The following is a 13535-nucleotide window of genomic DNA, read 5'->3' as shown; positions in this document are numbered from 1 at the left end:
AAATAACTTCTTTCCCCGACACGCCGAAACGGCGTGTCGGGCCTATAGGTGAACAAGGGGGACGATTGAATGAAAAAACTGCTGGCATATCTGCTCATATGCGTGATGGCACTGACAGCTGTTACAGCCGGACTGGCGGAAACAGCGGAAGAACCTGTTGCTGAAGAAAAGCCGCAGATCACATATGATTATGAAGAACTGACGGTAGCCGTCACAACGCCGCTGACCGGGAACTTCTTCACCAATCTGTGGGGAAACGGCAGCAGTGATATGGACGTACGCGCCATGATCCACGGATATAACCTGATTGAATGGAACACGGAAGACGGCGTGTTTGTTCCAGATGAGTCCGTAATCAGCGGTGTGAATGTGCAGCAGGCGGATAACGGCGATATCACCTTTATCATCGCCCTGTACGAAGATCTGTTCTACAGCGACGGCACACCGGTGACCGCCTGGGATTATGCCTTCTCCATCCTGCTGACCATGGCCCCGGAACTGAAAGAACTGGGCGCGGGTGTGCACCAGCCGGAATATATTGCCGGCTACAGCAACTACATCAGCGGAAAAACCGATCACCTGACCGGTGTAAGAGTAGTGAACGATCACCTGATGCACATCACAATAGATCACGCGTACCTGCCCTTCTTCTACGAGCTGGGCCTGCTGGACTGCATACCTTATCCGGCTGCTGTGATTGCTCCCGGCGTGAAAGTGGCGGATGACGGCAAAGGCGTATACCTGACCAACAAAGAAGGTGGAAATGAAGCCGTATTTACGGCAGATCTGCTGAAGGGTACGATCCTGGATGAAGCAAGCGGCTACAAAACACACCCGTCTGTAACAAGCGGGCCGTATGTGCTGACATCCTATGAGGACGGCGTGGCCAAGTTTGAAATCAACCCGCAGTACAAGGGCAATTCCAAAGGCCAGAAGCCTATGATCAAGAAGGTCACGATGATTTCGATGCCTTCGGACGAGATGATCGATGCTTATCATGAAGGTAAGGTCACGCTGCTGAACAAGGTCAGCGACGCTGGGACGATCACGCAGCTGCTGGGCGAAGCAGCCGAGGATGAAATGTACACTTCCGCCAACTATGCCAGAACCGGCCTGAGTTTCATCAGCTTCAATACAGACCGCGCACCGCTGGATGACCTGGCTGTAAGACAGGCAATCGCATATGCCGCGGACCGGGATGAAGTGGTGAAGGAAGCCCTGGATGGCTACGGCATGAAGGGCATGGGCTACTTCGGCATGGGACAGTGGATGTACCTGCTGCTGAACGGTACGGTACAGTATCCTGTGGACGAACCGGATGAAAATGCCACTGAAAAGGAAAAAGCGGAATACGAGAAGACCATTGAACAATGGGAAGAGTTGACACTGGATGGTATAGAACCCTATGACCGTGACCTGGAAAAGGCCGCGGAGCTGCTGGACAATGCCGGATGGAACCGGAATGCAGACGGTGACGGCTTTGTCCAGGGATCTGACAAGCTGCGCTATAAGCAGACAGAAGAAGGCCTGGTGCCGCTGCGGCTGACGATGGCATACGGGGCCGGAAGTGCGGCCGGGGAAGCGCTGGAAGGCGCACTGGTACAGTCCCTGACGGAGATCGGCATTGAGCTGATCGTTGAAGCCATGGACGCAGACGCTATGCTGTACCAGTTTTACAGAATGAGCGAGACGAAGTATGACATGTACTTCCTCGCGACAAACTTCGACCTGCTGTATGATCCTTCTCTTAGTTTTACGGTGGATGAAGAAGGACATCACGTCTGGAAAACTTCCGGACTGGCGGATGACGAACTCTGGAAACTGGCAGTGGATATGCGCCGGACTGAGCCCGAAGACCTGATGGGCTATTGCACGAAATGGCTGGCCTTCCAGAAGCGTTTCGCAGAGCAGCTGCCGCTGCTGCCGATGTATTCCAACGTGTACTTTGACTTCTATCCGCAGGTGCTGCACGAGTATAAGATTGCGTCGAATATTTCCTGGCCAGAAGCTTCCATAGGTGCTTACCTGTCGGACTATGTGCCGGAAGTACCGGAAGAGGAATAAATATAATTCAGAATTAAGAATTAAGAATTCAGAATTATTACTGATGAGGCACATGGATTTGTTCAGAACGAGCGGATAAATATGCAAAAATGAATCCATAAAAGAAGAGGAAAAGACCTTGCATCGCAGGGCCTTTTCCTTTATGCTTTTGGCTAAACGGAAAACACCCGGAGGAGAAAAAATGAAACAATACAGCGAATACCGGTTTGGGGATATGACTGTAACCTGGTGGCTGGATGAACAAAACCATATGGGAATGACCCTGGTCCCGGCCGGGATGAAGGATCAGGTGCGGGAACATCAGTATGCGCTGGAGAACCTGGTTCAGATTCACGCAAGGGGTGACCAGCTGCCGAATGGTTACGGAAACGGCCATACGATGGCCACAACAACAGCCACCGACCGTATGCGTTTTGTGAATCAGGTAAAGGAAGGCAATACGGTGGTGACCGAGCTTGCAGACGAGAACGGCCGCACAGTTTTCCATACGCTGAAATGGGAAGAAGGACTGGAAGCCCTGCGGGTTTCTGTCCGGTTTGAAAACCGGACAGGGAAACCGGTGACGCTGGACCTGCTTTCCAGCCTGAACTTTGGCGGGATTACACCCTTTGCGGACGGAGATGCCCACGGTACCCTGCTGCTGCACCGGGCGGGAAGCGCCTGGAGCGCAGAGGGCAGGCTGATCACGGATACCATTGAGGAAGCGATGCTGGAGCGGTCCTGGACGGGCCATGCGCTACGGGTGCTGAAGTTTGGCCAGGTTGGCTCCATGCCGGTGCGGGGCTGGTTTCCCTTTGCGGCAGTTGAGGACACGGCAAACGACGTGACCTGGGCGATGCAGATAGCCTGTCCTTCCTCCTGGCAGATGGAAATCCGCCGGAAGGATGACCGACTGAATATGATGGCGTCCCTGCCGGATGAGGATTTCGGCCAGTGGGCGAAGACTGTCGCACCGGGAGAAAGCTTTGAAACACCTGAAGCTTATGTGACGGTGGGACGCGGCGGCATTGACCGGGTGAGCCAGCGGCTGCTGACAGTCCACCGGGCTAATATGCCCCGGCCGGATGCGGAACTGCCGGTGCTGTTCAACGAATACTGCACGACCTGGGGCGATCCGAGCCATGAGAACCTGACAAAGATCGCGGACCGTATCCAGGGACACGGGATCGATTTCCTGGTGATTGACGCGGGCTGGTACCGCAGGGAAGGTGTGGCCTGGCATGAGTGCGGCGGGGATTGGATTCCGGAAGAAAAAAATATGTTCCCCCAGGGCCTGAAGGCAACGGCGGACATGATCCGGGCGCACGGCATGATTCCCGGGATCTGGTTTGAGCCGGAAACCTGTGCAAAGGGAGCGGAAATATTCCGGAAAGTAGAAATGCTGCTGACCCGCCGGGGTACGGTGATCGATACAGATAATCGCAGGTTTATGGATCTCCGCAAGCCGGAGGTTCAGGCATACCTTGATGAACGGGTAATCGGCCTGCTGAAGAAATGCGGCTTTGGCTATACGAAGATTGACTATAACGACTGTATCGGCGTGGGATGTGACGATCCGGACAGCCTGGGCGAAGGCCTGCGGCAGAATATGCAGGCCATGCTTGGGTTCTTCCGCCGGATGCGGAAAAAAATCCCGAACCTTTGGATTGAAAACTGTTCCTCCGGCGGACACCGGCTGGAGCCCTCGCTGATGGGCGTGACGGATATGGCATCTTTTTCTGACGCACATGAGTGCGACGAGATTCCGATTATCGCGGCCCAGTTGCACCGGCTGATCCTGCCGGGACAGTCCCAGATCTGGGCGGCGCTGCGGGCGAAGGACAGCATCCGCAGGATCAACTATTCCCTGATCAACACCTTCCTGGGGGTGATGTGCATCTCCGGAGATGTGTGGGAATTGTCCGAAGAGCAGTGGGCTAAGGTGGATGAAGGAATCAGCTTCTTCAAGGAAGTGAGGGACATCATCCGGGACGGAATTTCCACCTTCCACGGAGAGGTTTCCGAGAGCTGGCGGCATCCGGAAGGATGGCAGGCAGTCTGCCGGACGGCAGGCGGGGAAACATTGACGGTGATCCATACCTTTGGCGGGGAACTGCCTGAAAAGGTTACGCTGCCGGTATCCGGGAAACGGATCCTGAGGGTGATGAACAGCGAAGACAATAAGATTGCATTGGAGAACGGCAGGCTGACGGTGGAACTGAAAGCTCCGTTTGAAGCAATTGCGATTCACACAGGAGATTGATATTCAAAATAAAAAATATTTTACAAAATTGTTAAAAAAGTGTTGACAATCGAAATAAAGTGTGTAATAATGTAGTCACAAAGAAGAGGGACAGTAAAATAACAGGAGGTGAGAGGAAGAAAGGGAGACCCGCATAAAGGATACAGGAAGTCCAATGAGGCTGCGGGGTGACTGGCGGAGGCGTTCATGGCAAGAGGTAAATCCGGGAACGGCAAAGGCAGCGCGGACGCAGCGGAAGTGAATAGATAGAAACGAGCAAACCCCTGTGCGTGCACAGGGGTTTGCTCGTTATTTATGCATAACGGGAATGATGTTGTTACGGAATGGCTGATCCTGAAAGAACCATAGAAACTCTACGAAATGTAGAATATATATTTGACAAATTATACGAATTGGGTGTTCAATGGAAACGGTGGATCAGGTATGATGATTGCGAACCAAGGAAAACGGCGAAAGCTGATAAGGAGGAAGCAATCATGACAAACACGATTTCCGTCAATCACAATATGATCATTTCCGGAGGAAAGACATGGAAAATAAACTGGCAGAAAATATCCGCATTTATCGGAAAAACATGGGCCTCAGCCAGGAACAGCTTGCAGAGAGGCTCGGAATCACGCTGGGTACCATCTCGAAATGGGAGCGAGGAGCTTCTGAACCAGATCTCCTGTATGTCATGCAGATTGCCGAACTATTTCATGTATCGGTCGATGCTCTGATCGGGTTCACGATGCACGGAAACAACGCGGAAACAGAAGTAGAGAGACTTAAAGCCTTTTACAAGGAACATACGATTGAGGAAACCGCAAAGGAATATGACAGTTTGCTGATCAAATTTCCCAATCATTTCGACATAGTCCTCGGAGCGGCAAAATGCCATATGCAGATCGGCGTCGTTTATCGCCAACATGACGAACTGAAACGGGCCATTGAGCTGCTCCGGCACGCGATTGACCTGTTTTCCCAGAACAAAGATCCGGAGATCAATGAAGTTGAACTGCGTAACTATATAGCCGAATGCTATTCCTCGCTGGAAGACTATAAGAAAGCCGTTGAAGAATATAAGAAAAATAACCTGTGCGGCAACAATGACGCCGAGATCGGACTAATCCTGATTGAGAAAGAAAAGCAGCTGAAGGAAGGTATCAAATACACGGAAACCGCTTTCCTGAACAGTATCAGCCAGATGATCAGTGTTATCAGCGGTTATATTATCTACTACAGGGAAACAAAAGAGGTAGAAAAGGGCATCCGGGCTGCCCAGTGGACAATCGATTACCTGAAGAACCTGAAGGATGACCCGGAAAAAGTGTGTTACCTGGACAAGATTATCAGCCTTTATTATCTGGTACGGGCCTTTGGAGAGGATAGAAGCGGCAAAGGCAGGGAGGCAGAAGACAGCATGCGGGAAGCTGTGAGGATGGCCAGGGAGTTTGATGCGAATCCGCTGAGGACGCTGGAGAATATCGTTTTTGCGGACCATGTATGTGTATCAAATGTATATGACAACGGAGGGCCAACCGCGCTGGAAAGCCTGAGAAGGGCGATGGATGAAAACAAAGAGATCACAAGCGACATGTTCAAACAGAAATTCAACGAATTGATGAAGGATTAACAGCAGAGGCCGCGCAAGAAATCGGCTTGCCGATGAGAATGATATTGAAAAGAATATATGAAGATAAAAAAGATCCGCCAGCTTAAGCTGACGGATCTACTTGTGCTGTATACAGCTGATAGTAGAGGCCTTTTTTCGCCATCAGTTCATCATGGGATCCCATTTCAGCGATGCCTTTGTTGCTGATATACAGGATCCGGTCACAGTTTTTGATGGTGCTGAGCCGGTGGGCAACGATGATGCTGGTCCGGCCCCGGAGCATCTCCCGGATGCCTTCCTGAAGAAGTTTTTCCGTCTGGGTATCAATGGAGGAAGTTGCTTCATCCAGGATGAGGATGGCCGGGTCAGACAGGAGCGTCCGGGCGAAGGCAATGAGCTGTTTTTCGCCCTGGCTGAGATTGCCGCCGCGTTCCTTGATCTCTGTCTGGTAGCCCTGGGGCATCTTCCGGATGAGTTCATCTGCCCGGACACGACGGGCGGCCTGGATGACTTCACAGTCCGTGGCATCCAGACGGCCGTAGCGGATGTTGTCCATGATGGTGCCGGAGAAGATGAAGCTGTCCTGCAGCATGATACCCAGCTGGCTGCGCAGGGAATGGAGCGTCACCTGGCTGATATCGTGCGCTTTGCCATCCTGATCGTGCAGGAGGATTTTTCCGCCGTTCAGGTTATAGAAGCGGCAAAGCAGATTGATAACGGTGCTCTTTCCCGCTCCGGTAGGACCAACGAGGGCGATGCTTTCACCGGCACGGACGTGGAGATTCATGTGCTCCAGGACGTTGATGTTTTCCTCATAGGCGAAGGTGACATCCTGATAATCCACTTCACCGGTGATAGGCGGAAGCTCTTCCGCATCCGGTACGTCATCCACGATGACCGGCTCGTCCATGGTTTCAAAGATCCGTTCGAGGTAGGCAATGTTGTTGACGAAGGAATTATAGATATTTGCCAGGTTGGTGATGGGCTGCCAGAAACGGCTGACATACTGTCCCATGGCGAGGATCACGCCGAAGGAGACCATCTTGCCGCCACCCATCCAGTAGACGCCGGCGATATAGAGGAAGGTCAGAACCAGCTGTGTCATGGTTTCGCTGGAGAGCCAGACGGTGTTGCTGATTTTTATGGCACGCAGCCAGGCATCACGGCAGGCGTTGGCCAACCGTTCCATGATGGAAATGTTAACCTCCTGACGGTCAAAGAGCTGACTGACGCGGACGCCGTCGATGGATTCCGCCAGATAGGCATTATAATTGCTGTTCTTGTTACTCTGGTTCTGCCAGGCACGGCGCTGGCGGGGTTTGATGAGGATGATGATTCCGATGAAGAACGGCAGGCCGGCGATGATGACCAGTGCCAGGGTGGTATTGGTGGAGAACATGAAGACCACGATGAAGACCAGGTTAATGATCTCCAGGATCATGTTGATGATGCCGTTGGAGAGAATATCTGAGACAGAGTTGACGTAGTTGATGACCCGGACAAGGATTTTGCCGGCGGGCCGGGAGTCGTAATAGCTGAAGGGCAGTTTCTGCAGGTGGGCGAACAGATCGCTGCGGATATCATGAATGATTCGCTGACTGACGTGGGCCATCATCCGGGAACGGATGGTGGTAAACACGATGCCCAGGGCGATGATGCCCACAAAGAGGAGGGCCATCCGGCCGATCATGGCGGTATCCTTGTTGGGAACGGCTTCATCCAGCACCCACTGGGTGATCTTGGGGATAAAGAGGGAGGCAACGCTGGCCATGGCGCTGAGCAGCAACGCGGCCAGCATTTTGTATTTATGACGGGCAATGTATTTGCCTGCCCGCTTCAGGTGCTGCCAGCGGAACGGGGATTCCAGACGCTCGTCAACGTCGAATTTATTCCTTGCCATCTCTTACACCCCCATTCCGGCAGCCGGGGCGCCGACAGCACTGTTGCTGCCGGAGGCTGTAGATTGTTCTTCATCCATGGGGATGCCATATTGCAGGCAGTAGGTCTGCCAGTAATAACCCCTCATAGCCAGCAGTTCACTGTGGGTTCCGCGCTCGGTGATTTTACCATCCTGCAGGACAAGGATCAGATCAGCGTCCCGCATGGAAGAAATCCGCTGGGCAATGATGAACTTGGTGCACTCATAGGGGAGGTGGCGCAGCTGATCCTGGATATACTGCTCTGTCTCGCTGTCCACGGCGGAGGTGGTGTCATCCATGATGAGGATGCCGGGTCGGACCGCCATGGCGCGGGCCAGGGCAATCCGCTGGCGCTGGCCGCCGGAGAGACCGACGCCGCGCTCGCCGATGATGGTGTCATAGCCTTCCGGAAGCTTTTCGGCAAATTCAGCGGCATCTGCCCGACGGGCGAAATCCATAACATCTTCCTGGGTCAGGGACTGATCGCCGAAGGCGATATTGCCTTCCACGGTATCCGAGAAGAGGAAGACGTCCTGGGTGGCGGTGCCGATGCCGCCCCGGAGCTCACTGAGCTTCCATTGTTTTACATCACAGTCATCCACCCGGATGGCGCCTTCGGAGACATCATAAAACCGGGCCAGCAGGTGAATGAGCGTGGTTTTGCCGCTTCCTGTGGGACCCATGACGGCCACGGTCTGACCGGGCTGAACCGAGAAGGATACGTCTGTGAGGACCGGCTTGGTATCGAAACGGAAGGAAACGTGATCAAACTCGATCTTTCCCTGCATACGTTCATGGGCAACCGCATCCGGGGCATCCACAATGGAGGGTGTGCCGTAATACAGCTCCATGACCTTCGCGGCGGAGGTGGAGAAACGCTGCAGGTCGTTGATCAGGTTGCCAAGCTCCCGCATGGGGTTGGAGACAGCCCAGCTGAGTCCTGTAAAGATGGCCAGTTCGCCGGGAGTCAGTTCACCCCTGATGATGAACAGGCCGCCCACGAAGACCGTGACCAGCTGAATGGCGTTGACCAGCAGCTCGATAATGGGGAAGAAAGTGAGCCAGAGCTTATTGATGCGCAGATGACTGTCCATGAAAGCCTGGTTCTTCTGCTCAAACCGCTCCTTCTCATACTCCTCCCGGGCAAAGGCTTTCACGACCCGGTTGCCGGCGATGTTTTCCTGTGCCGCGGTGTTCATCTCCGACAGCTTTTCACGCATAAAAACAAAGCGGGGACGGACGTGACGGGAAAAGAATTTGGTGATCAGCAGCAGGATAGGCGTAATGATAATCAGAAGCAGGGTCAGCTTCCAATTGACCAGCAGGAGATAAATTGTAGCAAAGAGGAAAGTGCATACCGCGTCGATGATGCGGTAATCAATATAGCTCAGGAAATGACGGCACCAGTCCAGGTCGGCGCTCATACGGGTCATGAGGTCGCCGGTGCGGTGGGTATCAAAGAAGGCCATATCGTTATATTGCATTTTGCTGAACAGACGGCGGCGAAGATTGAAGACCACATTCTGGGAATCTTTTTCCAGAAAGATGACCATCATATACCGCAGGCCTTCCCGGCCGAGCTTGACCACCAGCATGACAGCCAGGATGGAAAGCAGGGGTTCCGGATTGCCTGCAACAATGACGTCATCAATGAGACGCTGGGAAAGCGCAGGGTTCACCAGCAGCAAAAGACAGGTGAAGGCGCATACGCACAGGGCGATGACATGGCGGCGGCGGAAGGGCGCGTCCATATTCTTCCACAGCCAGGCGAATTGCTTGCGCATAAAAACCTCGGGAGAATTCTCCAGTGAAGAGTATACAGACCGGAGGGAGACCTCCGGTCTGCGGTGATGAGTGAAGAGTGAAAAGTGAAGAGTGAAGAGTGAACATTTACAGATTGATGCTTACAGCATCAATCTGTAAATGTTAGCACAATCATCCTCATTCAAGGTGACGAAACCGGAGATGGTTCCGGGACGGCCGTCGCCGCGGCAGAGGTTCTCGACCAGCACGGGAATATCTTCCTCACGGGCGCCGAGTTCCGCAAAGTTGCGGGGCATACCGATGGAGATGAAGAACTGACGCAGCTTCTCAATGCCCTCTTTGGCAGTAACTTCCGGATGGGCAAAGTCCATCTGGCAGCCCCAGACCCGGATGGCAACCTGGGCAAAGCGCATAACGTCATGATTCATGACATAGGTGAAGACGGCGGGCAGGGTCACTGCCAGGCCGGCACCGTGAGCGCAGTCATACAGGGCGGAGAGCTCATGCTCAATGTTATGGCTGTTCCAGTCCTGGCTGCGGCCGACACCGCAGGAGTTGTTATGTGCCATCATACCGGCCCACATGATGTTTGCACGGGCTTCATAGTTATTCGGATCAGCGATGACCCGCGGACCTTCGTGAATCATGGTCAGCAGTAGCGCTTCGATCATCCGGTCGGTGACTTCCACCTCTTTGGTGTTGGTGAGGTAGCGCTCATACAGGTGGGCCATGATGTCCGTGATGCCGGCGGCTGTCTGGAAAGCCGGCAGCGTCTGGGTCAGGGCGGGATTCAGGATAGAGAACTTCGGACGGATGGCATCACCGCTGGCACCCCGTTTATACATGCCGTTTTCCAGCGTGATGACGCTGTCCGGGCTGCCTTCGCTGCCCGCGGCGGAGATGGTCAGCACAGTACCGACGGGAAGTGCTTCAGTAATCGGCTTGCCGCTGTAGAAATCCCAGAAGTCTCCGTCATAGACAGTACCGGCAGCAATTGCCTTGGCAGAGTCAATGGAAGAACCACCGCCGACGGCGAGAATGAAATCGATCTTTTCCCTGCGGCAGAGTTCTATGCCTTCATAAACCAGACCGCTGCGGGGATTGGGTTTTACGCCGCCGAGGCGGAAACTGGTGATGCCCGCAGCTTCCAGGGAGGCTTCCACCCGGTCGATCAAACCGGAACGCAGGGCGCTGCCGCCGCCGAAGTGGATGAGGACACGGCTTCCGCCGAAACGCCTGACCAGCGCACCGGCCTGGCTTTCAGAATCCTTACCGAAGACGAAACAGGTGGGAGAATAGAAGGTAAAATTATTCATGCTGGCAGAAATTTCCTTTCAGATATTCATTACATCATTAAGGGTTCAACTCGCTCCAGGCGGTGCTCAGGCTGTCGATAATGTTCAGGTGCTGGGGGCATGCGGCTTCACAGGCACCGCAGGCGAGACACTTATCTGCACCGGCATCATTCTTCATGATCATCCTGAACCCCCAATCTTCCTTTGGGTCAATACCGTAGAGGGACACATTGTTCCAGACGGAGAACAGACCGGGAATGTTGACGCCGTTGGGACAGGGCATGCAGTAGCGGCAGCCGGTGCAGCCGATCTTGGTGCGGCTGATGTAGGCAGCACGAACATCGTCCATGAGCTTCAGTTCTTCCTCACTCATGATGCCGGTATCCACAGTATCGAAGATCCGCAGGTTTTCATCAATCTGTTCCGCTTCGTTGCAGCCGGACAGGACTACGGATACTTCCGGATGGTTGCAGAGCCAGCGGAAAGCCCATTCCACGGGAGAACGTTTTACCGGGAAGGCATCGTAGAGCGCCTGCACGTTGTCCGGTGCATTGGCCAGACGGCCGCCGAGGAGGCCTTCCATGATGACTACCGGGATGCCCTTGCTTCCGGCAAGCTCCAGGCCTTTGGTGCCGGCCTGATTGTTGATGTCCATGAAGTTATACTGAATCTGGCACATATCCCAGTCCCAGTCATTGAGGATATACTCGAATTCCTCGTAGGGGCCGTGGAAGGAGAAGCACTTGTAGCGGATCTTTCCTTCCTTTTTCATATCATCAAAGAACTGAGGCGCGCCGATGGCTTTCATATGCTCCCACTTCTGCTTGTTCATGGCATGCATGAGGTAGAAGTCGATATGGTCTGTCTGCAGCTTTTTCAGCTCTTCCGCCAGGATGGCTTCCATATCCGCACGGCTGTTGACCGCATCCGGCGGGACTTTGGTAGCGATGGTGACCTTGTCTCGGTAACCGTCCTGCAGGGCTTTACCCAGGACAATTTCGGATGTTTTGTCCAGATAGACATAGGCGGTGTCGATGTAGGTGACGCCGCCGTCGATGGCCCGGCGAATCAGGGAGACGGCTTTCTGTTCGTCAATGACGCTGTCTCCGGAGGCGGCGCCATTGAAACGCATGCAGCCCAGGCCGAAGGCAGAGGATTTGATGCCGAGTTTACCCATGGTGCGGTATTTCATATAAAGATCCTCCTTCCTAATGTGTCAGGGGAGAAAAATTTCTGGTGTAAGGATATGATAGACCTTAGAGCTAGCTCTAAGTCAATAGTAAACAAGTGGCAGTTTCCAATTCAAAATTCATAATTCAGAATTATCCGCTGCGGCGGAGAGTTGCTGAAAAACCGAACCACATCCTCCGATTGCGCTGCGCCTTTGTCCGCAAAGACACTGACGCACATAAATCGGGCGAAGCGGGGGAATGGTATTCACATTGTGAATGATGGATATGACTTTATCATTTGCGGCTGTTGACTTAGAGTAAACTTTAAGGTTTATGATTGAGACAAAGGAAAACGTTTTATACTTACGGGAGGATTATTATGAGAAAAGTTAAGTGGGGCGTACTGGGAACAGCGGATATTGCCCGGGGACAGACAATACCGGGCATGCAGCTGGCGGAGCACTGCGAGCTGTATGCCATTGCGGGCAGAAAACTGGAAAAAGCAAAACTATATCAGGAAGAGTTTGGCTTTCAGAAGGCTTACGGCAGCTATGATGAACTGCTGGCAGATCCGGAGGTGGAAGCGGTTTATATTCCGCTGCCCAATGATATTCACTGTGAGTGGACGGTTAAAGCCCTGAAGGCAAAGAAACATGTGCTGTGTGAAAAGCCGCTGGCGGTTTCAGAAGCGCAGGCTAAAGAGATGTTCCAGGCGGCGGAGGAAAACGGCGTTATGTTGATGGAAGCCTTTGCCTATCTGCACAGCCCGTTTGTGAAAGCTGTGAAGGCAGAGCTGGACGCCGGCGTGATCGGAGAAATCCGGTACCTGGAGTCTGCATTCATCACCGGCAGGAGACCGGATACGGATATCCGCCTGCGGAAGGAAACATACGGCGGAGCCCTGTATGACCTCGGCTGCTATGCAATCAGCATGGCAATGTGGATGCTGGGGAAGGAGCCGGATACTGTACGGGCGACAGCACAGTTCTCTGACAAAAAGATTGACCTGTTCACTTCAGCCCTGCTGCTGTATGAAAATGAAGCGGTGGCAAACCTGGACTGCGGCATGTTGCTGCCGACCGGACGGCTGGACCGGTTCCATATCCACGGGACCCTGGGCGAGATCGTATCCCCGGTGGAGTTCAACCAGTGTGGTGAGATTCCTTATACCATCATCAAGAATGGGGTGAAGGAAACAAAGACGGTGACAGCACCGAACAACTATGCCCTGGAATCGGAACAGCTGAGCCACTGTATCCTGACCGGAGAAAAGCCGCATGTGTCTAAGGACTTCTCACTGCTGGTTGCACGGGTTACGGACAGGATACTGAAGGAAATCGGATATTGATGATCAGTTGACAGGCCGGAAAGGTTTGACTTGAAAATGAAATATCCGTCTGCGACGGATGTGAAATAAACCAGCTACGCTGATTTGTGAAATATTGGCCGTTCCGGCCAATATGAAATATCGCTTCGCGACATGAT

The 13535-nt window shown here is 53.3% G+C and carries 8 protein-coding genes; 4 read left to right on the top strand and 4 right to left on the bottom strand.

Annotation, left to right across the window (positions count from 1 at the left end):
• The first annotated feature begins 69 nt into the window (after positions 1 to 69).
• The 3 genes from JRC49_05790 (at position 70) to JRC49_05780 (ending at position 5921) form a co-directional block, all read left to right on the top strand.
• The gene (locus JRC49_05790; GenBank protein ID QTE72327.1) at positions 70 to 2064 is read left to right on the top strand and encodes an ABC transporter substrate-binding protein; all 1995 of its coding nucleotides are present in this window, start codon (positions 70 to 72) and stop codon (positions 2062 to 2064) included.
• A 181-nt stretch (positions 2065 to 2245) separates the two neighbouring features.
• Entirely contained in the window at positions 2246 to 4306 is a 2061-nt protein-coding gene (locus JRC49_05785) for an alpha-galactosidase (GenBank protein ID QTE72326.1), read from the top strand.
• Positions 4307 to 4835: 529 nt separating this feature from the next.
• Positions 4836 to 5921, top strand: coding sequence for a helix-turn-helix domain-containing protein (locus tag JRC49_05780; GenBank protein ID QTE72325.1), 1086 nt, complete (start codon positions 4836 to 4838; stop codon positions 5919 to 5921).
• An 82-nt stretch (positions 5922 to 6003) separates the two neighbouring features.
• Here JRC49_05780 and JRC49_05775 read toward each other — a convergent pair whose 3' ends face one another.
• The 4 genes from JRC49_05775 to JRC49_05760 all read right to left on the bottom strand — a co-directional run bounded on the left by JRC49_05775 (position 6004) and on the right by JRC49_05760 (position 12070).
• On the bottom strand, positions 6004 to 7800 hold the full coding sequence (locus tag JRC49_05775) for an ABC transporter ATP-binding protein (protein QTE72324.1): 1797 nt from the start codon (positions 7798 to 7800) through the stop codon (positions 6004 to 6006).
• A gap of 3 nt (positions 7801 to 7803) precedes the next feature.
• Positions 7804 to 9603 (bottom strand): ABC transporter ATP-binding protein, encoded by a 1800-nt coding sequence (locus tag JRC49_05770; protein ID QTE72323.1) that lies wholly within the window; start codon positions 9601 to 9603, stop codon positions 7804 to 7806.
• A 120-nt stretch (positions 9604 to 9723) separates the two neighbouring features.
• On the bottom strand, positions 9724 to 10899 hold the full coding sequence (locus tag JRC49_05765; GenBank protein ID QTE72322.1) for an iron-containing alcohol dehydrogenase: 1176 nt from the start codon (positions 10897 to 10899) through the stop codon (positions 9724 to 9726).
• 37 nt (positions 10900 to 10936) lie between these two features.
• Positions 10937 to 12070 (bottom strand): aldo/keto reductase, encoded by a 1134-nt coding sequence (locus tag JRC49_05760; protein ID QTE72321.1) that lies wholly within the window; start codon positions 12068 to 12070, stop codon positions 10937 to 10939.
• Between the two features lie 359 nt (positions 12071 to 12429).
• On the opposite strand from JRC49_05760, the gene JRC49_05755 reads away from it, so the two are divergent.
• Positions 12430 to 13398 (top strand): Gfo/Idh/MocA family oxidoreductase, encoded by a 969-nt coding sequence (locus JRC49_05755; GenBank protein QTE72320.1) that lies wholly within the window; start codon positions 12430 to 12432, stop codon positions 13396 to 13398.
• Positions 13399 to 13535: the final 137 nt, after the last annotated feature.

The organism is Clostridiales bacterium FE2011, from assembly GCA_017569305.1.
Lineage (GTDB): Bacteria > Bacillota > Clostridia > Christensenellales > Aristaeellaceae > Aristaeella.
The sequence above is the reverse complement of the archived record's forward strand: the minus strand, read 5'-3'. Positions and strand labels throughout refer to the sequence as shown.